The organism is Kitasatospora sp. NPDC001159 (genome assembly GCF_053598235.1).
Window position 1 is genome coordinate 12429 of sequence record NZ_JBSFJV010000007.1, and the last position, 19800, is coordinate 32228.

The window sequence follows — 19800 nt, forward strand, 5'->3', positions numbered from 1 at the left end:
GAACCCGGTGGAGAACCGTACATTCGCGACGCCGGGATCCGGCACACCCGCCGGCGCCGCGGTGTCCGTGGCGCCCCCGGAGCAGCAGGAGCAGGGCAGGGGTCGCGGCCGTGCCGTGCCGCACGCGCCCGGGCGGACCATGCGGGCCCGGCGGCGGCGCCCGGCGGTGCTGGCGATGGCGGTCGCGCTGATCGCGGCCGGCGGGCTGGGCGGCGCCGTCCTCTACGACAGCACCGGGCAGCGGGTCGCGGTTCTGGCGCTGGCCCGGGACGTGCCCTGGGGGCAGGTGATCACCGAGGACGACCTGGTGGTGGCCCGGATCGCGGGGGATCCGGCGCTGCGGCCGGTGTCGGCCCAGGACCGGGCCAAGGCGGTCGGCATGCGGGCCGCCACCGACCTCAAGCGCGGGTCCATGCTGATCAGTTCGGACCTGGCGCAGGGCTTGTCGGTGCAGCCGGGGCAGATCGTGGTCGGGGTGTCGGCCAAGCGCACCCAGCTGCCCGCCAGCCGGCTCCAGCCCGGGGTGCAGATCGTCGTGGTCAACACCCCCGACACCGGCCGGGCCGACTCGCTGCCGGCGACGGTCATCACGGTCGGCCGGGTGGACACCGACGGCAGCCAGGTGATCGACGTGGCGGTCGGCGCGGCGGACGGGCCCCGGCTGGCGCAGTGGGTGGCGAGCGGGCGGATCCAGGTGCTGCTGGCGCCGCGCGCCGCCCCGGGCGGCGCCGGGGCCGGTTCCCCGGCCTCCCCGTCGGCGGCACCCACCGGCGCGGCCACCGCGCCCGCCACCCCGGCCGGAACGGGTGCCCCGGCCGGGACGGGTGGCGCCTGATGGCGGTGATCGCGGTGGTCGGCGGTCCGGGCGCGCCGGGCGCGACCACGACCGCGCTGGCGCTGCTGCTGGCCTGGCCGCTGCAACCCGGCCGGCGGATCCTGCTGGTCGAGGCCGACCCGGACGGAGGCGCGGTGCTCGCGGGTGCCCTGGAAGGTCGGGTCGACGCGGTGTACGGGCTGCGCAACCTCGCCGTCGCCGACCGGCGAGGGCTGCTCGCCCAGACCATCTGGGAGCAGCTGATCGACCTCTCTCCCGAGGGCAACGCCGAGCGGCTGCTGCTGCCCGGCCTGACCGACCCGGCCCAGGCGCCCGGCCTCGCCTACACCTGGGAGCCGCTGGCCGAACTGCTGCACGGCATCGAGCAGCAGGGCTACGACGTCATCCTGGACCTCGGCCGCTCCGGCGCCACCGGGACGAGCGCGGTGCTGGCCCGCCGTGCGGACGTGGTGGCGGCGACGGTGCGCACCACGCTGCGCGGGCTGAGTGCGGCGCGCCCCCGGCTCGCCGCCCTCGCCGAGGACCTGACCGCTGGCGGGACCGGGGTGGACGCGTTCGGGCTGCTGCTGGTCGCCGAGGGGCCGTACTCGGGGGCGGAGGTGTCCCGGGAGTTCGGCCTGCCGGTGCTCGGAGTGCTGCCGCACGCCGCCCGTACCGCGCGGGTGCTCTCCGACGGCGGGGACACCACCGACCGGCGGTTCATCCGCTCGGAGCTGATGCGCACGGCCCGTTCGGCGGCCGACGAACTGCAGCTGCTGGTCCGCCGACGGCGCCAGCGGCTCACCCCGAACGCCGCGCCGACGCCCGCGCCCGCCCAGCTCACGGCGCCGCTGGCCGCGCCCGCTCCGGCTACGCCCACCGTGCCCGCCCCGGCGCCGGTTCCCGCCCCGGGGCCGGTGGCGCCGCTGCCGCCGATGGCTGCCCCGGCCTCGTACGGACAACCGCCGTACGGACAACCGCCGTACGGACAACCGCCGTACGGACAACCGCCCTACGCGGAACCTGCCTACGACCCCGGCGAGGGTGAGCAGCCGTCGTACGTCCCGCCCCTGATCACCACCGGACCGGTCGCGCCGCTGGCCGGGCTGGCGCCGCAGCCGGCCGCCCCGGCGCCGTTCCCGGCGCACGTCCAGACGCCGCGACCGTCCGACGAGGACAGACGGTACCCGCTCCAGCAGCCTGTGGTGGCTGAGCGTCAGGTCGGCGGACAGCCGTACCCGTACAACCCCGGGGAGGTGCTCCGTGCGCGGTAGCCCCCTGCACCAGCGCCCGACGGCCGACCCGGCCGCCCTGCCCTGGTCGACACCCACGTCCACGTCCGCGCCGGCACCCGCGCCCGCCGCCGCGCCGCCTCGGCCCGCGCCGGCGTACCAGCCCGGCCCGGTCGCGCCCCAGCCCGCCGCCCCCGCCCACGGCGGTGCGGCCGGGCCCACCGCCGTACCCTCCCAACTGCCCTCGCTGGACCTGCGCGGGGCCGCCACCCGCCCGGCCGTCGACCCGCAGGTCGCACGCGAACTCAAGCGTCAGGTCGCGGCCGAACTGCACCAGCAGATCAGTCGGTTGACCGTCGGCTCCGGCTCCGAGCCGGACCGTGCCACCCGCCGCCAGCGTGGCCGCGCGCTGATCGAGGAGGCGGTCGCCCGCTGGTCCGACGCCTACGCCCAGACCCACGGCATCCCGCCCACCCGGGAGCAGGACCGCGCCCTCGCCGAGGCCGTCTTCGACCTGCTGTTCCGGGCCGGCCGGCTCCAGCCCTACCTGGACGACCCGGAGATCGAGAACATTCTGATCAACGGCTGTGACGACGTCTGGGTCTCCAAGGTGCACCAGCCCCTGCGCCAGGTCCCGCCGGTGGCCGACAGTGACGCCGAACTCATCGAGCTGCTCCAGGATTTGGCCCGCCAGCACGGCGGCGCCGAGCGCAGCCTGTCCACCGCCAGCCCGACGCTCGCCCTGCGCCTGGAGGGCGGCATGCGCCTGCAGGCGCTCACCGAGGTGACGCCCCGCCCGTACGTGGCGATCCGCCGCCACCGGGTGGCCTCGGCGACGCTGCCCGAGATGGTCGAACTCGGCACCCTGGACGCCACCTTGGCCGCCTTCCTGGCCGCCGCGATCCGGGCCCGGAAGAACGTGATGATCACCGGCACCCAGGGCGTCGGCAAGACCAGCCTGCTGCGCGCGATGGCCGCCGAGATCCCGCCGGACGAGCGGATCGGCACCCTGGAGTCGGAGTTCGAACTCTGGCTGCACACCCTCGGCCACCTGCGCCAGGTCGTCCCGATGGAGGCCCGCGAGGGCAACGGCGAGCGCGTCGACGGCCGCCTGGCCGGGGAGTTGACGATCGGCGACCTCATCCCGGCCGCGCTGCGCATGACCCTCTCCCGGGTCATCGTCGGCGAGGTCCGCTCCGGCGAGGTCGTCCCGATGCTGCGGGTCATGACCAACGGCGAGGGCGGCTCGATGTGTACCCTGCACGCCCGCGGCCCGCACATGGTGGTCGACCGCATCGCCGAACTCTGCCTGGAGTACGGCTCGCACATGACCGACGCCCTCGCCTACCGGCTCACCGCCAACGCCCTGGACCTCATCGTGCACGTCACCATGGTCGACGAGACCGCCGTCGGCGGCCGTCGGCACCGCTTCGTCTCGCACGTCCTGGAGGTCACCGGCCTCGGCGAGAGCGGCCGTCCCGCGCTGAACACCGTCTTCGGCCCCCGGCCGGACCTCGGCGAGCCGCGCGCCGTCCCGCACACCCCGCCGCAGTGCCTGGACGACCTGCGCCGGGCCGGCTTCGACGCCTCGCTGCTCGGCTCCCGGTACGGGGGCTGGGCCACCCCGCTGCAGCTGCGGATCGGTGGTGGCGCGCGGTGATGCTGCTGTTCGCCCTGTGCGGGCTGGCGGTCGCGGGCGGCCTGGTCGCCCTGGTGGCCTGGGCCCGCGGCAGCGAGCCCGCCGACGAGGACGAGCCGGGCCGCCGGGACAACCCGCTGGCCGGCCGCGCCCACGTCTTCTGGTACGGCGCCCCCGGCGCGGCTTCGCTGCGGATGGTGCGGCTGCGCCGGCTCCAGCTGCCGCTGGCGCTCGCCGGAGCGCCGCTGGCCTGGCTGTTCACCGGGATCCCGCTGACCGCGCTGCTGGTGCCGCTGGCCGTCTTCGGCCTGCCCTGGCTGTTCGACACCACCCGCCCGGACACCCACCGGATCGAGCGCCTGGAGGCGCTGTCCGAGTGGACCCAGCGGATCGCCGACGTGCTGCTGCTCGGCGTGGGCCTCAACCAGGCCATCGTCACCAGCCGCCGCACCGCCCCCGCCGCCCTGGAGGACGAGATCTGCGAGCTGGCCGCCCGGTTGCAGGCCCGCTGGCGACCCGAGGAGGCGCTGCGGTCCTTCGCCGACAGCCTGGCCGACGCCACCGCCGACAAGGTGCTCGCGGCCCTCGTGCTGCGGGCCGGGGACAGCGGCCCGGGCCTGGCCCGGACGCTGTCCGACATGGCCGACTCGGTGCGCGAGGAGGTCCGCCAGCGCCGCGCCATCGAGGCCGACCGGGCCAAGCACCGCACCACCATCCGCTGGCTGGTCGGCATCATCGTGCTGGTCGTCACGGTCGGCTCCTTCAACACCGAGTACACCCGCCCCTACGGGACCTTCCTCGGGCAGATCGTGCTCGCCGGGGTCGCCGCGCTGTTCGTCGCGATCATCGCCTGGATGCGGGCGCTGGCCTCGCACCCGCCGGTGCCCCGGCTGCTCGCGCCGGACCGGCGCAGCAAGGGCGGGCGCCGCCTGCCCGGCCCCGAACAGGAGCCCGTCGAGCAGCTCGGGGAGGCCCGGTGATCTCCCCCTGGTCCGTGCTGGCCGGCGCCGCCGTGGCCGGCGGCCTCGCTCTGCTGATCGCCGAACTGCGGCCCGCGCCACCGGACCTGCGCCAGGCGCTGGACCGGCTGCACCGAGCCCCGGCGGACCGGCCCCAGGACCCGGACGAGCGGCCGCGCTGGTACGACCGGATCGGCGAGCGCTCGCTCACCCTGCGCGGGGTCTCCATCCCGCGCCGCGAACTCGCCCTGATCGGCCGTACCCCGGCCCGGTTCATGGCGCACAAGCTGCTGTTCGCCGCGCTCGGCCTGGTGCTGCCCGCCTACCTCGGCGCGATGGTCGTGCTGATGGACGTCGGCCTGCCCTTCGCCCTGCCGCTGGTCGCCGGACCGCTGCTGGCCGGGCTGCTGTTCTTCGTCCCGGACACGATCGTGCGCGGCGAGGCCAAGGAGGCGCGCACCGAGTACCTGCACGGCATCGCCGCCTACCTGGAACTCGTCGCCATGGAGCGGGCCGCCGACTGTGGCCCCGCCGAGGCACTGCGCCGCGCCGCCTCGGTCGGACAGGGCGTGGTGTTCCGCCGGATCCGCGACGCGCTGGAGCGCGCCGCCACCGACCGCCTCCCGCCCTGGGCCGGACTCGACGCGCTGGCCGAGGAGTTGGGCCTCAGCGCGCTCCAGGACGTGGCCGACATCATGCGGCTGTCCGGCACCGACGGCGCCGCCGTGTACGACACCCTGCGGGCCCGTGCCAAGGGCCTGCGCGGTGAACTGCTCGCCGAGGACCTCGCCCGCGCCAACGCCGACAGCGAGCGGATGGTCGCGCCCGGGGCCGCCCTGACCCTGCTGATGACCGTTCTGATCGTCTTTCCCGCGCTCCACCAGATGCTCAACTGATGCCTTTACCCGAGCAGCTGACACCACACCACACCCCGGGAGAACCCGATGACCGTACGACTCGCCCAGCTGGCCGGCCGGGTGATGCGGCCCGTCCTGCTGCCCGTGCAGTTCGCCCTGCTGTTGTTCACGCTCCGGCTGGGCCGGCTGCGGGCCGCCCGCGCGCGCGGCGACCGCGGCGCCATCAGCATCGAACTGGCCCTCGCCATCATCGCCCTGGTGTTCGTCGCGGGCGCCGTGGCGACCGCGCTGTACCTGCTGAAGGACAAGGTGGTCACCAAGGTCGAGCAGGACCCGAACATGCCGGGCGGCGCGGGCGGCGCCAGCAAGTGACCCGCCTGCCTCGCCGCCGCGGCGACCGGGGGTCGATGAGCATCAGCCTCGCCATCGTCTTCCCGGTCGTCCTGCTGCTCGTGCTGCTCGTCGTCCAGGCCGCGCTGTGGTGGTACGACCGGCAGGTCGCGCTCACCGCCGCGCGCGAGGGCGTGGACGCCGGGCGGTTGCAGGGGAACCTGGAGGACAAGGACAAGGACAAGGACGCGGCCGCCCAGCGGCAGGCTCGGGAGTTCCTGGACCGGCAGGGCGTGCGCTCGTACGAGGTGCGGACCGACGGAAGTACGGACAAGACGATCCGGGTCACCGTGGAGCTGACGCCCCCGCTGCTGATACCCGGGCTCACGGCACCCAGCATCCGGCAGGTCGCCGAGGCGCCGCGCGAGCGCTTCGTGCCGCCGGTGGTGGCGCCGGTGGTGGCGCCGTGAGACGGGGGCTCCGGCGGAGGGCGCGCCGGCGGGACCGGGGCGGGATCGCGATCGAGGCGGCGATCGTCGTGCCGGGCGTGGTCGGGCTGGTCCTGGTGGCGATCGCCGCCGGGCGGGTGCAGACCACGGCCGGCACGGTCGAGGCCGCCGCCCGCGCCGGGGCCCGGACCGCCTCGCTGCAGCGCAGCGTCGACGGGATGGACAAGCCGGCCAAGGACTCCGCCCTCGACACGCTGCGCCAGCAGGGGGTCTCCTGCCGCAACGGCGACGTCAAGGTGACCACGGGCGAGTTGACGCTGCCGGACGGTCCGGTCGCGACCGTCAAGGTCACCGTGATCTGCGACGTCGAACTCGCCGACCTGCTTGGCGGACCGTCCGGTGTACCCGTGACGAAGCACCTCGTCGGGGAGTTCACCTCGGTGGTGGACCGTTACCGGGGCACATGACGGCGGCGCGGCCCCGCCCGCGGCGATCGGGGGATTGGGGGCGGCCCGCGCGGGGGAGACGCAAGCGGAGAGCGCTCGGGGGATGACGCAACGGCACCGAGTGGCGCCCGGTGGGGGCCGGTGGGGAGACATCGTGTGGATTGGGGGGAGGGGATGCGAGTGCTGAGCGGCCTGCGGCGCCGAGGTGTGCGGCGGGGTCCGCGCCGGTCGGACCGGGGCGCGGTCGCCCTTTTCGTGGCGATCTGCGCGGCCTACCTGGTGCTCGTCGTCGCCCTGGTGATCGACGCCGGCGGCCGACTGCGGGTCGCCGAGCGCACCGACGCCTACGCCCAGGAGGCCGCGCGGGTCGGCGGGCAGCAACTCGACCAGGCGGCCGTGCTGCAGGGGAAGGGCTTCAAGGTCAAGCAGGACTACGTCCGGCGGGCCGCCGACGCCTACCTCGGGCTGTACGGGCTGCAGGTCGGCGACGTCGCGTTCTCCGGTGACGGCAGGGTCGTCACCATCACCGTGCAGGCCGACTACCGGCCGGTCCTGCTGGGCGCCCTCGGGCAGCGGAAGGTAACGGGCAAGGGCAGTGCGACCCTCGTCCACGGAGTCGAGAAAGCGGAGACCGACTGATGGCCGCGCCACGTGCCAAGGACCAGGCCCGAACCGCCCCGGCCCGTAGTGGCCGGACCGGGACCGGGAACGACCAGGATCGAATCGCGAGGGGCCGAACCGAGAGGGACCGGAGTCGAAGCGTGCACCGGGCCGGACGCGGCCGCGGCGGCGCGCTGATCACCGCGCTCGTCGCGCTGGTCACCCTGCTCGCCCTGCTGTTCGGCGTCCCCGCGCTGCTGCTGTACGGCACCCACGCGGTCGCCTCGATGGGCGAGGTCGCCCCGGGCGGGGTGGGTGAGGCGCTCACAGGTCCGGACGACGGGCGGCTGTTCCTCTGGCTGCTGGTGGTGGTCGGCTGGCTGGCCTGGGCGTGCTTCGCGCTCTCCGTCCTGCTGGAGATCCCCGCCCAGCTGCGCGGCCGGATCGCCCGAAGGATCCCGGCCTTCGGCTGGAGCCAGCGGCTCGCCGCCGGGCTGGTCGGCTCGGTGCTCGCGCTGCTGCCGGTGGCCGGCTCGGCCTTCGCCGCGGTGCCCGAGCTGACGCACAACCCGGTCAGCCAGGCGCAGTTGACCCCCGGCGTGCAGCGGGCGGCGCTGCCCGCCGCCCAGTCCGCACCGGCGCTGAGCCCGGCGGCGGAGCAGCACCCCACGTACACCGTCCGGGACAGCCGGCCCGCGGACAGCCTGTGGTCCATCGCGGAGCGCCAACTGGGCTCCGGTGAGCGATGGGTGGAGATCGCCAAGCTCAACGAGGGCCGGATGATGGACGATTCGGGCATCCGTTTCGACGCGGACCGGCCGATCCAGCCCGGGTGGGAACTGCTGATGCCGGCGGACGCCAAGCCGGACGAGGCGAAGGCGGCCGCGCAGGCACCGGCCCCCGCACCGGCCCCCGCCCCCGCTTCCGGTCAGGCGCAGGCACCGCAGACCGGGACGGAGTCGGGTGCGGGCGGGCAGAAGACCGTGACCGTCCAGGCCGGGGACAGCCTGTCGGCCATCGCCCAGCGGGAGTTGGGGGACGGCGAGGCCTGGCCGAAGCTGTTCGACGCCAACAAGGGGGTGCAGGCGCCGGACGGGGAGCGGCTGACCGACCCGGACGTGCTGGAGCCGGGGATGGTGCTCACGGTGCCGGGGGCGGCTGCCTCGGCCGCCCAGACGCCCGCCCCGGCCCCGGCCCCGGAGCAGACACCGATGCCCGCCCCCGGCCAGGCCCCGGCCACCCGGACCCCGGCCCCCGCGCCCACCCAGGGCGCCCCGACGCCGGGCGCGCCGCAGTCGGCCCCGGCGTCGACGCCTGCCCACACACCCGCGCCCGCCCCCGCCGCGCACGCCGACCCGGCGTCCGACGGCGACTACACCGTCGCCCTGGCCGCCTCCACCGTCGGCGTCCTGCTCGCCGCGATGATGGTCGGCACCGTCGCCTACAGGCGCGGCACCCAGCTGCGCGCCCGCCGCCCCCGGCACCGCATCGCGCTGCCCGCCGCCGAGGCCGCCGCCTTCGAGAACGAGCTGATGGTCCGCCAGGACCAGGCCGGGCTCGAACTGCTGGACCGCGCCCTGCGCACGCTGGCCCGCAACACCGTGCGCGGCGGCAAGCGCCTGCCGGCCATCGTCGCGGCCCGGATCACCCCCGGCCGCACCATCGAGCTGCACCTGTCCGGCCCGGCCACGCCGATCGCGCCGTTCCGCGCCGCGCACGCCGCCAACGTCTGGTGGTGCGGTGAGGAGTCCGGCGACCTGCTCAGCGCCGCCCAGGCCCGCAAGACCGCCGCGCCCTACCCGGCGCTGGTCACCCTGGGCACCTCGCCCGACGGCTCGGTGGTCCTCGCCGACCTGGAGGCCGTCCGGCTGCTCCACCTCTCCGGGCACCCCGACGACGCCCGTGACGTGCTGCGCACCCTCGCCGTCGAACTGGCCCACAGCCCGCTGGCCGACCGGCTCCACCTGCACCTGGTGGACCTCGCCGAGGAGGTGCCGATCAGCGGCCCGGCCGCCGAGCGCGTCCACCGCCACCCCACCCTGGAGGCCGCGCTGGCCGCGCTCGGCCCGCGCACCGCCAAGGCCCGTGCCACCCTGATCGCCGCCGAGGCCGCCAGCCCGCGCGAGGCCCGCAGTCGTGGCCAGGCGGACGAGTCCTGGGTGCCGGAGATCGTGCTCTGCTCCCAGCAACCCGGCGGCGACATCCCCGCCGAGCTGGGCCGCCTGCTGGACACCCGCCCGCGCACCTGCGTCGCCGTCATCACCCGCGCCCCCGAGCGCGGCACCGGCCCGGTCGCCCGCTGGACCCTGCCGGCCACCGGCCAGGCCACCATCCCCGGCCTGCACCTGACCGTCGAACTCCAGCGGCTCGACGCCCGCCAGTACGACCAGGTCGCCGAACTGCTCCGGGCCGCCGACGACACCACCCAGCACCCGGCACCCGCCTGGACCCTGGACGGTCCCGGTCTCGACCCGGATCCGGACGAGGACCCGGACACCGCCGAACTGCCGCCCACCGTACCGGTGCTGGCCGTGGTCGGTGCTCCGGTCGAGGAGGCCGAGGCGGACGCGGACGCCGCTGCCGGGCCCCGGCTGCTGACCCGGGTCATCGGCACCGGCGCGAGCCCGTTCGCGGGCACCGACCCGGTGACGCCCGCCCCGGCCCCCGTCCCGACGCCGGCCGGCCCGGCACGGTTCGCCGTCAACGGGCAGGGGCGCCAGGCGGCCGCCGAGACCGAGCAGGCCACCGACGAGACCACCCGCGACCTGCGGCTGCCGGGCGAACCGGCCGAAGCGGCGGACCGGGCCCCGGACACGGCTGTGGACGACGTGGTGGACGCGGCCGAGGCGGCGCAAGCGGTGCAGGCGGACGCTCCGGTGGTCGTCCTGCCCGTCCAGCCCGTGGTGCCGCGGCCGTCCGCCGAGCCCGCCCCGACCCCCGCCGAGCCCGCCCCGACGCACCAGAGCGCGCCCGCGCCCACCGGCACCGACCCGCGCATTCCGTCCCGGCCGGAGCCCGGTCCCGAGCCCGAGTCCGGTTCTGCCGCGGAGCGCCCGGCCGAAGCCGAGGCGCGGGTGGAAACGGGGGTCGAGCCCGGACCGGCCGCCGTCGCCCCGGTCGCCCGGACCACCCCCGGCCGCAGCGACAGCGACGACCTGCTCGCCATCCTGCGTTCCCCGGAGGCGCACACCCCGCGCAACGCCCCCCGGATCCGGCTGCTCGGCCCGGTCGACGTGGCCGGCACCGTCGGTGCCGTCGAACCCGGCGCGCTGCCCCGGCTCACCGAGCTCGCCGTCTACCTCGCGCTGCGTCCCGGCTCCGACCACCACGCCCTCGACCACGACCTGCACCCCGGCGCCGCCCACCTCGACCCGCACCCCACCGCCGCCGACGCCAAGAGCCCACTCCCGGCCAAACTCGCCGACCTGGCCGCCTGGTTCGGCGCCTCCGCCGAGGGGCGCGCCTACCTGTCCTCCGAGGCCACCGACGGCTACGCCTTCGCGCCGGCCGTCACCTGCGACTGGGACGAGTTCCGCAGCCTCTACCGGCGCGGCATGCGCAGCACCAGTGCCACCGCTGACGCGGCCCTCGCCCACGCCCTGGCCCTGGTTCGCGGCGCCCCGTTCGCCGAGGCCCCGCCCGCCTCCTACGGCTGGGCCGAGGCCGAACGCCAGGACATGATCTCCGCCATCGTCGACACCGCCCACGAACTGGCCGCCCGCCGGCTCCAGTACGGCGACCACCGCAGCGCCGAGGCCGCCGTGTTTCGCGGCCTCGCCGTCGCCCCGGACGTCGAACTCCTGCACCGGGACCTCTTCTACGCCTACGCCTCGGCCGGCGCCCGCGACCAACTCCTGCGCGCCGTCAACCGCCTCGACGCTCTGAGCCGCCGCACCGGCCGCGACCTGGACGCCGACACGGTAGCCCTGCTGCGCGACCTGCTGGCCGGTTCCTGAACCGGCCGGCCACGCGGTGGGCTTGAGCGGGGGCCGACATGCCGGCCCCCGCTCCTTGCGCCTGGTGCATCGCCTTCGCGATCCGCGCCGACGCTTCGCCAGTGGTTCGCCCACGGTTCAGGAGGCTGCCCGGAGCCAGCTGTCGGGGGTGGCGAAGTCGATTTCGGTGAGGCCGACTTGGGGGTCGACACGGTGCGTGCCGGACCCGGTCATGGTGGCACGGTAGCGGGGGCTGCGGGCGGCGTGGCGCGCCGATCGGTACCCGGCCTGGATCGGGTGTGCCGGGATCTCGTAGGGTGGCGCGCACGGAACGTGGTGGCAGGCACCACGCAGGCAAGGGCATCAGACGTCGCGGAAGCGGCGGGGCGGGGCGGTGACCAGAAGATGGCGGAGACGACAGCTGTTTCCGGAGGTCCCGAGCCGGCTGCGGGCTCGGGCCCCTGGGACGCCGTACCGCCGCCCGCGCGCCAGCCAGCCGAGGAGCACCCGCCCGGGCCTGCCGCGCTGTACGAGCCGCCGCCCACGCCCCCGGCCGTGCCCGCCCCAGTACCGCCGGCACCGGTACCGCCCGCGCCGCTGGTTGCACCCGCGCCGCTGGTTGCACCCGCGCCGCCGGTCGCACCCACCGGATGGACCCTCACCGGCCTGCCCGCCGCGGGCGCGCCGTCCTCGGCCGTGCCCCCGCCGCTCGCCGTCCCGGGTGGCGCGGCCGCCGGTACCGGCGGGCTGGGCGCGGCGCCGCGCGGCCGGATCCTGGTGATCGAGGGCGGGTACGGCAACTCCGGCCGCCGCACCTGGGGCCGGGGCGGTCCGACCCAGGTACCGGTGCTGTCGGCGATGCTCGCCGCCGTCTCGCCGCAGGTACTGCTCGCCGCGGACGCGGTGGACGCCGTCCACCTCCCCGGCGCCAGCGACCCGCACACCGTCCTCGCCCACCTGCGCGCCGCCTCCCGGCACCCCGGGCCGCTGCTGGTGCACCTGGGCGGGCACGTGGTCGCCGACAAGCGCGGCGGCCAGCTCCAGCTGACCCTGCGCGACTCCAAGCAGGACGGACTGCCCTGGCAGGCCGTCGCCGCCGAGCTGAGCCACCGTCCGGCCGAGTGGCAGACCCTGGTCATCGCGGACCTGAGCGCCGACCAGAACGCCTGGCCGTACCTCCAGGGCACCGTTTCGCCGCTCAGCGAGGGCATCCCGCTGTGGGCGGTCGTCAGCCCGGACCCGGAGCAGATCGGCACCTTCACCCGCGCCCTGATCGAGGCGCTGCACGGCGGCCGCCCCGGCGCGGGCGACGTGCTGGCGCCCGAGCAGTTGCGGCAGCAGGTGTACTCGGTGCTGCGGCCGGACGTGGTCATCCTGGCCACGCACGTGCCGGACCGCCCGGTGTTCCGCAACACGGCCCGGCGGGGCGAGACCCCGGTGGCCGGGATTCCGCCGATTTCGGACGCGGTGCCGATTCCGGACGCGCTGCGGACGGCTGACGCCGTGCCGATGGTGGATGCCGCGTCGGTGTCGGACGCCGTTCCGACGGAGCGTCCGCTGCCCCCGGTGCCGCCGCTGCCACGTCAGGCCGGGCCGCAGGACGCCGTGGCCGAGCGGCCGGTGCCGACCCCGCCCGCCGACGGCCTGGTGAGCCTGATCAAGCCGGGCGTGCCGCCCACCCCGCCGCGACCGGTCCGGCCGGTCAGCCTGTTGAAGGCGGGCGAGCAGCCTGCCGAGGCGTCGAACGTGAGCCTGCGCAAGCCCGGTTCGGCCGACGCCGAGGTGTCGGTGGCGGGCGCCGTGCGACCGGCGGGTGTGACGCTGCGCAAGGCGCAGCCGGAGCCGGTGACGCGGGGCGGGGCGGTCGAGGCGGCTGAGGTCGTCGAGGAGAGCGTCGAGGCGGTCGCCGAGGTGGCTGAGGTCGCCGTCGCCGGGGCCGCTGAGCTGGCGGTCGCGGAGGAGCCCCAGGACGCCGTCCCGGCCGAGGTCGTAGCGGCCGAGGCGGCGCCGACGGACGAGGTGCCGCAGGACCGCGCCCCGGCCGAGGAGGCGCCCGCCGAGCAGCCGCCCGCGCCGGCCGGCGCCCCTGCCGAAGCTCCTGCCGAGGCCGTCGCCGAAGCCCCGGCCGCCAACGCGCCCCGCGCGGACTACCGCGAGGTCATCGGACGGATCGTCCGCAGCGCCGACGCCGGGGACCACGCCGCCGCCACCGATCTCGCCTTCGCGCTCGAACTGGAGGCGATCGCCGAGCACGGGGCCGTCTCCGGGCCCGTCCTCCAGGTGCGCCAGGTGCGCGCGCACGTGTGCCGACTCGCGGGCCGACCGGCCGAGGCGGCCGACATCTACCGCGAGGTGGCCCTGACGCTGCTCCGCTCGCTGGGCGCGAACCATCCGGAGACCCAGCAGGCGGCCACCAACGCCGAGGCCTGCTGGCGTTCGATCAGCGACCGCGCGGAGGCCATCCGGATCGCCCCGGAGATCATCGAGCTGCGCGCCTATCTCCCGGGCCCCGACGGCCGCAAGCTCCGCGCCGCGGAGCGCTACCTCGCCCAGCTGGCCGCAGCCCCGGCTCCGGCCGAGCAGGCCTGAACCCATCGCCGGCCGTCGGCTGAAACCGAGGGCCAAGCGCTGACCGCCCACACCTGGCGACGAACACCGAACAGCAAACAGAAGACAGCAAACAGCGAACGGATAACAGATTTCGAAATCTGTTATCCGTTCGCTGTTATTTGTCAGCTGTCAGTTGGTCAGTTGACGGCTGCCAGCTGCCAGGTGGCAGCCGTCACACACCGACCGCTGCTTACTGCTGGTCCTCGTCACCCTGCACATCGCCGGCGAGCGCGTGAACGAACTTGGCGCCGTTGATGGTGCCGAGGCCGCTCGCGAGGTCGTAGCCCTCGGTGGCGTTGTAGCCGGTGACGCCGTTCCAGCCGTTGTCGCCGTCCTTGACGTCGACGATGCCGCTCCACTGGTTCGGGAGCAGGCTCAGGCCGTACATGCGCCAGTTGAGCTGGCCGAGGCGGTGGCCGGCCAGCTGGTCGGCGAGGGCGACGACACCCGAGAACAGCGGGGTGGCCTCGCTGGTGCCGCCGGTGAGGTGCCAGCCGACCGCGGTCGGGTCGTAGGACTCGTAGGTCCAGGCGGCGCCGTCGACGGCCGCGCTCATGCTGATGTCGGGCGTGCCGCGGTGGTTGCCGGTGACGTTCGCGACGCCGGCCTGGTACCACGGGCGCTCGAAGATGCCGGAGACGCCACCGCCGCCGGCGCCGGACTTGTCGTGCCACACCTTGTCGGCCGCGGTGCGGTTGCCCTTGTCGTCCAGGGTGAGCTGGGTGCCGCCGACGGAGGTGACCAGCGGGTCCGAGGACGGCCAGGAGTTGACCTTGTACGGGTACAGGTCGGTGCCGTTGAGCTGCGCGTCGGTCGCGCCGTTGTCGCCGGAGGCGGCGAGCACGGTGACGTTGCGGTCGGCGGCGGCCTTGAAGGCGTAGCGCAGGTCGGTCAGCGACTTGAAGTCGCCCTTGTCGTAGCCCGGGAAGGTGTTCTCGGTGGCGCCGAAGCTCTGCGAAATGACGTCGCCGACGCCCTTCTTGATGAGGTCCTTCTCAGCGTCCATCATCTCGGGCAGGCCGGTGACGCCCTCGGTCTCGGCGACGCCGGTCTCGACCAGGACGATGTGCGCGTCGGGGGCGATCGCGTGGGCGTACTCGACGTCGAGGGTGGTCTCGCCGGCCCAGCCGGTGTGGTCGGGGTTCTTCGGGTCGAAGACGGGGACATTGCCCCACTTGCGCACCTCGACCTGGGTGTCCGGGATGCCCCACTGCTTGTCGAAGACCTCCAGGTCGTGCTGGATGGTCGGCGAGCCGAAGGAGTCGACGATGACGATCGTGCGGCCCTTGCCGGTGACGCCCTCCTTGTACAGGGGGTCCAGGTTGTAGGCGGTGCGGTACTGCAGCGGCGAGTAGCAGTGGATGCCGATCTGGCTGACGCACTGGGTGGTGCTCAGCGGCGCCGGGCGGGCCGTGGCGAGGTGGTGTCCGGCCGAGGCGGGACGCACGTGAACGCCCGCGAGGTTGTGCGAGGGGGCGGCGGTCGCGGCGCCGACAGCCGGTACGGCGATGGTGCCGGCCGTCAGGGCGGTGGCCCCTACGGCGAGCAGAGCCAGGGCACGGCGGAGGGTAGCGGGGCTGCCCATGGGACTCCTTGAAGGGGGCGCGGGCCCGACCTTGGTCCGGTCGGGTCGGTCCGGCCATCCCATCGACTGCCGCATGATCATGCCATAGTCATTTGGTGGGGTAGTCCGACCAGCGGCATGGTCCTGCTCGGCCACGCGAAAAGGTAAAGGCCGTCCCAGGAGAAGGTAACCCCGCATCTGGGACGGCCGACTGATCAACCGTCAGTCACGTATTGCCGATTTCACAGTTTTCACCGAGTTGGCCAAGTTTACCAAGTTGACTGGCCTCTGGTAAGCCTCCGTCAGGTCACCGGGCCCCGCCGTTGACGTACAGCGTCTGCCCGCTGACGTACGAGGCGTCCTCGCTGGCCAGGAAGGCCACCACCGCCGCGATCTCCTCCGGCTGCCCCACCCGGCGCAGCGGCGTGCGGGCGGCCACCTCGGTCTGGTGGTCCTCGGCGGTGGCGCCGACCCGCTCGGCGGTGGCCGCCGTCATCGCGGTGGCGATGTAGCCGGGGGCGACGGCGTTGACGTTGATGTTGAACGGCCCGAGCTCGATCGCCAGGGTCGCGGTGAGCCCCTGGATACCGGCCTTGGCGGCCGCGTAGTTGGCCTGGCCCCGATTGCCGAGCGCGGAGCGCGAGCTGAGCGAGACGATCTTCCCGTACTTCTGCGCCACCATGTACTTCTGCGCCACGTGGCTGCAGTTGTACGCACTCGTCAGGTTGACCGTCAGTACCGCGTCCCAGTCGGCCTTGGGCATCTTGAAGAACAGGTTGTCCCGGGTGATCCCGGCGTTGTTCACCAGGATGTGCAGCCCGCCGAGGTCCTCTGCGATCCGCGCGAACACCGCGTCGACGGCGTCGTAGTCCGCCACGTCGCAGCCGTACGCCCGGGCGGTGCCGCCCTTGGCGGTGATCTCGGCGACCGTCCCGGCCGCCCGCTCGGCGGTCAGGTCGACCACGGCGACCGTCGCGCCCTCCTCCGCCAGCCGGCAGGCGGTGGCCGCGCCGATGCCCTGCGCCGCGCCGGTCACCACGGCGACCTTCCCCGCGAAACGGGCCATGTCAGTTCCTCCGATCACTGGAAACTCCCTCATCACTGGAAACTCCCTCAGGCGTTCTCGACCAGCACGGCCGTACCCTGCCCCACGCCCACGCACATCGTGGCCAGGCCGCGCCGGGCGCCGGTGCGGTGCATCCGGTGCAGCAGGGTGGTCAGGATGCGGGCGCCCGAGCCGCCCAGCGGGTGGCCGAGGGCGATCGCCCCGCCGCCGGGGTTGACCACCTCGTCCGCCTGCTCCGGGCTGAACCCGATGCCGTCGGCCGAGGCCAGCGCCTGGGCGGCGAAGGCCTCGTTGAGCTCGGCGGTGTCCAGGTCGGCCAGCGTCCAGCCGGCCCGCCCGAGCACCTTCTGCGTCGCGGGCACCGGGCCGATGCCCATGACGTCCGGGTGCACCCCGGCCGAGGCCCCGGCCACGTACCGGCCGAGCGGCTGCAGCCCGAGGTCGCGCAGCGCCTCCTCGCTGACCAGGACCAGCCCCGCCGCGCCGTCGTTCATCGGCGAGGCGTTCCCGGCCGTGACGGTGCCGCCCGGGCGGAAGGCCGGCTTGAGCCTGGCGAGCTTCTCCAGGCTGGTGTCCTCGCGGATGCCCTCGTCCTGGCTCACCGTCACCCCGTCCGGCCGCTCGACCGGGATCAGCTCGGCGTCGAAGTGCCCGTCCTTGCGGGCGGCGGCGGCCCGCTGGTGGCTGCGCAGCGCGAAGGCGTCCTGGCGCTCCCGGCCGATGCCGTACCGGCCGGCCACCTCCTCGGCGGTCTCGCCCATGCTCAGCACGCCGTGCAGCTCGGCCATCCGGGGGTTGGTCAGCCGCCAGCCGAGCCGGGTGTCGTAGGTCTCGATCCGGTGCGGCAGCGCCTCGTCGGGGCGGGGCAGGACGAAGGGCGCGCGGGTCATCGACTCGCAGCCGCCGGCCAGTACCACGTCGGCCTCGCCGGAGCCGATGGCCCGGGCCGCGAGGGTGACGGCCTCCAGGCCGGAGGCGCAGAGCCGGTTGACGGTGGCGCCGGGGACGGTCTCCGGCAGGCCGGCCAGCAGGACGGCCATCCGGGCGGCGTTGCGGTTGTCCTCGCCGGCCTGGTTGGCGGCGCCCCAGTAGACGTCGTCGATCCGGGCCGGGTCGAGGGAGGGTACGTCGGCGAGCAGGGCGCGCAGCACGGTGGCCGAGAGGTCGTCCGGGCGGACCGTGGCGAGCGCTCCGCGCAGCCGGCCGATGGGTGTGCGGCGGGCGGCGGCGAAGTAGACAGGACGCACGTCGTGCTCCTAATCGGGTTATCGGGGGGAGGAGGGTCAGAAGGCGTTGACGCCGGTCAGGGCACGCCCGATGAGCAGCTGGTGGATCTGGCTGGTGCCCTCGTAGAGGGTCATCACGCGCGCGTCGCGCAGGTACTTGCCGACCGGGTACTCGTCGATGAAGCCGTAGCCGCCGAACACCTGGAGCGCGTTGTTCGCGGCCCGGACGGCGGCCTCGCTCGCGTAGAGCTTGGCGATCGAGGACTCGGTGGCGAACGGCAGGCCGCGTTCGATGTGGTCGGCGACCTTCCAGGTGAGCAGCCGGGCGGCCTCGACGTCCACCGCGATGGCGGCCAGCAGTTCCTGGACGAGCTGGTGCGAGGCGATCGGCCGGCCGAACTGCTCGCGCTCGCCCGCGTAGCGGACGGCGGCCTCCAGGCAGGCGCGGGCAATGCCGACGCAGCCGGCCGCGACCGACATCCGGCCCTTGGCCAGGGCCGCCATCGCCACCGTGAAGCCCTTGCCGACCTCGCCGAGCCGGGCGCCGTCGGGCACCCGGACGTTGTCGAGGGCGAGTTCGGCGGTGGCCTGGCCGCGCAGGCCGAGCTTGCCGTGGATGGTGGTGCGGCCGAAGCCGGGCAGGTCGGTGGGGACCAGGAAGGCGGTGATGCCCCGGTGGCCCCGCTGCTCGGGCTCGCTGCCGCCGGTGCGGGCGAAGACCAGCGCGACGTCGGCCCACGAGCCGTTGGTGATGAACATCTTGGCGCCGCTGATCAGCCAGTCGTCGCCGTCCCGGACGGCCCGGGTGGTCAGATTGGCGGCGTCCGAGCCGGTGCCGGGCTCGGTGAGCGCGAAGCAGCCGAGCGCCTCGCCCGAGGTGAGCCGGGGCAGCCAGTGGCGCTTCTGCTCCTCGGTGCCGTAGCTGTTGATCGACTTGCCGACCAGGCCGAGCGTGACCGAGACGATCCCGCGCACGGCCGAGTCGCCGCGCCCGAGCTCCTCCAGCACCAGGCAGTAGGCGAGGTGGTCGCCGCCGCTGCCGCCGTACTCCTCCGGGATGGTCAGACCGAGGAAGCCGACCTTGGCCAGCTTGCCGATGATCGCCCGGTCCACGGACTCCACGCGGTCCCACTCGGCGGCGTACGGCACGATCTCGCGGTCGGCGAAGGCGGCGGCGAGGTCCCGGACGGCGCTCTGCTCGTCGGACAACTCCAGGTTCACGGCGGCTCCCGACTCAGGCCCGGTGGAGGCTGCAGGGCGATAAACTAGCGCTGCAAGTTTTACGGGGGGACTGTAGCCCGGGGAGCCCGCGCTGGGAAGAGGCACCTGCCAGAATCGGTCCCCCACCCACCCGACCGGGGGAGCCGGCCGGAGGAATCGGAGGAAGTCACCGCGATGGCCCGTCCGCGCACCCCGCTGCTCAGCCGCGAGCGCATCGTCACCGCCGCCCTGCGGCTGATCGACGAGGAGGGACTGGACGCCCTCTCCACCCGCCGCCTGGCCACCGAGCTGTCGGTCAGCGGGCCCTCGCTCTACAACCACTTCGCCACCAAGGACGAACTGCTGGACGCGGTGGTGGACAGCGTCATCGGTGAAGTCGACTTGTCGATGTTCAGCGGCGGCGCGGACCCCGGCCCCCCGGCCGGCCTGACGACCTCCTGGCCGGAGGCGCTGCGCGACTGGGCCCGCTCCTACCGCGCCGCGCTGGCCGCCCACCCGAACATCGTCCCGGTGCTCGCCCAGGGCCCGGGGCGGCGGCCCAACGCGCTGCGGCTGGCCGACGCCGTCTTCGGGCACCTGGTCGAGTCCGGGTGGCCGCGCGGCCAGGCCACCCGGATCGGCGCGCTGATGCGCTACTTCGTCACCGGCTCCGCGCTCGCCTCCTTCGCGGCCGGCTTCCCGGCGGACGCCGGGGTCTACGACGCGGCCGACTACCCGCACCTCGGCGAGGCGCACCGGCTGGCCGGGCACCGGGGAACGGTGGACGAGGGCGCGTTCGAGACCGGCCTGGAGGCGCTGCTGGACGGACTCGTGCTGCGCTTCGATCGCCTCGCCGCGCGTTCGTAGCCCCGG

16 protein-coding genes are annotated in these 19800 nt (G+C 74.9%); 12 read left to right on the forward strand and 4 right to left on the reverse strand.

What is annotated here, in order from left to right; genetic code table 11:
* Positions 1-7 precede the first annotated feature (7 nt).
* The 11 genes from ACWC9T_RS05790 to ACWC9T_RS05840 all read left to right on the forward strand — a co-directional run bounded on the left by ACWC9T_RS05790 (position 8) and on the right by ACWC9T_RS05840 (position 13850).
* Positions 8-835, forward strand: a complete 828-nt coding sequence (locus tag ACWC9T_RS05790) for an SAF domain-containing protein (RefSeq protein ID WP_449819795.1) — start codon at positions 8-10, stop codon at positions 833-835.
* Positions 835-2088, forward strand: a complete 1254-nt coding sequence (locus tag ACWC9T_RS05795) for a hypothetical protein (protein ID WP_449819796.1) — start codon at positions 835-837, stop codon at positions 2086-2088. Before ACWC9T_RS05790 ends, ACWC9T_RS05795 begins: the two co-directional genes overlap by 1 nt.
* Positions 2078-3706: a CpaF family protein gene (locus ACWC9T_RS05800; protein ID WP_449819797.1), complete on the forward strand. Its 1629-nt coding sequence runs from the start codon at positions 2078-2080 to the stop codon at positions 3704-3706. Before ACWC9T_RS05795 ends, ACWC9T_RS05800 begins: the two co-directional genes overlap by 11 nt.
* Positions 3706-4665 carry a type II secretion system F family protein gene (locus tag ACWC9T_RS05805; RefSeq protein WP_449819798.1) on the forward strand — a complete coding sequence of 320 codons (960 nt, stop codon included), beginning with the start codon at positions 3706-3708 and terminating at the stop codon, positions 4663-4665. Before ACWC9T_RS05800 ends, ACWC9T_RS05805 begins: the two co-directional genes overlap by 1 nt.
* Positions 4662-5540, forward strand: a complete 879-nt coding sequence (locus ACWC9T_RS05810; protein ID WP_449819799.1) for a hypothetical protein — start codon at positions 4662-4664, stop codon at positions 5538-5540. Before ACWC9T_RS05805 ends, ACWC9T_RS05810 begins: the two co-directional genes overlap by 4 nt.
* Positions 5541-5588: 48 nt before the next feature.
* Positions 5589-5873, forward strand: coding sequence for a hypothetical protein (locus tag ACWC9T_RS05815; RefSeq protein WP_449819800.1), 285 nt, complete (start codon positions 5589-5591; stop codon positions 5871-5873).
* A gap of 35 nt (positions 5874-5908) precedes the next feature.
* Positions 5909-6301 carry a TadE/TadG family type IV pilus assembly protein gene (locus tag ACWC9T_RS05820; protein WP_449819801.1) on the forward strand — a complete coding sequence of 131 codons (393 nt, stop codon included), beginning with the start codon at positions 5909-5911 and terminating at the stop codon, positions 6299-6301.
* A complete protein-coding gene (locus tag ACWC9T_RS05825; protein WP_449819802.1) occupies positions 6298-6747 on the forward strand; it encodes a TadE/TadG family type IV pilus assembly protein in 450 nt (149 codons plus the stop codon). Before ACWC9T_RS05820 ends, ACWC9T_RS05825 begins: the two co-directional genes overlap by 4 nt.
* Before the next feature lie 153 nt (positions 6748-6900).
* Complete coding sequence (locus tag ACWC9T_RS05830; RefSeq protein ID WP_449819803.1) at positions 6901-7365, forward strand: hypothetical protein; 465 nt, start codon at positions 6901-6903, stop codon at positions 7363-7365.
* Positions 7366-7487: 122 nt separating this feature from the next.
* Positions 7488-11282 carry a LysM peptidoglycan-binding domain-containing protein gene (locus ACWC9T_RS05835; RefSeq protein ID WP_449819804.1) on the forward strand — a complete coding sequence of 1265 codons (3795 nt, stop codon included), beginning with the start codon at positions 7488-7490 and terminating at the stop codon, positions 11280-11282.
* A gap of 534 nt (positions 11283-11816) precedes the next feature.
* Positions 11817-13850, forward strand: a complete 2034-nt coding sequence (locus ACWC9T_RS05840) for a hypothetical protein (RefSeq protein ID WP_449819805.1) — start codon at positions 11817-11819, stop codon at positions 13848-13850.
* 211 nt (positions 13851-14061) lie between these two features.
* Here ACWC9T_RS05840 and ACWC9T_RS05845 read toward each other — a convergent pair whose 3' ends face one another.
* The 4 genes from ACWC9T_RS05845 to ACWC9T_RS05860 form a co-directional block, all read right to left on the reverse strand.
* Positions 14062-15456, reverse strand: a complete 1395-nt coding sequence (locus tag ACWC9T_RS05845; protein WP_449819806.1) for a S53 family peptidase — start codon at positions 15454-15456, stop codon at positions 14062-14064.
* Between the two features lie 286 nt (positions 15457-15742).
* Positions 15743-16501 carry a 3-oxoacyl-ACP reductase FabG gene (gene fabG, locus ACWC9T_RS05850; protein ID WP_449819807.1) on the reverse strand — a complete coding sequence of 253 codons (759 nt, stop codon included), beginning with the start codon at positions 16499-16501 and terminating at the stop codon, positions 15743-15745.
* A 47-nt stretch (positions 16502-16548) separates the two neighbouring features.
* Positions 16549-17748: a thiolase family protein gene (locus tag ACWC9T_RS05855; protein WP_449819808.1), complete on the reverse strand. Its 1200-nt coding sequence runs from the start codon at positions 17746-17748 to the stop codon at positions 16549-16551.
* A 36-nt stretch (positions 17749-17784) separates the two neighbouring features.
* The gene (locus tag ACWC9T_RS05860; protein ID WP_449819809.1) at positions 17785-18948 is read right to left on the reverse strand and encodes an acyl-CoA dehydrogenase family protein; all 1164 of its coding nucleotides are present in this window, start codon (positions 18946-18948) and stop codon (positions 17785-17787) included.
* Between the two features lie 174 nt (positions 18949-19122).
* Between ACWC9T_RS05860 and ACWC9T_RS05865 the strand changes: the two genes are divergently transcribed.
* A complete protein-coding gene (locus ACWC9T_RS05865) occupies positions 19123-19794 on the forward strand; it encodes a TetR/AcrR family transcriptional regulator (protein ID WP_449819810.1) in 672 nt (223 codons plus the stop codon).
* Positions 19795-19800 lie beyond the last annotated feature (6 nt).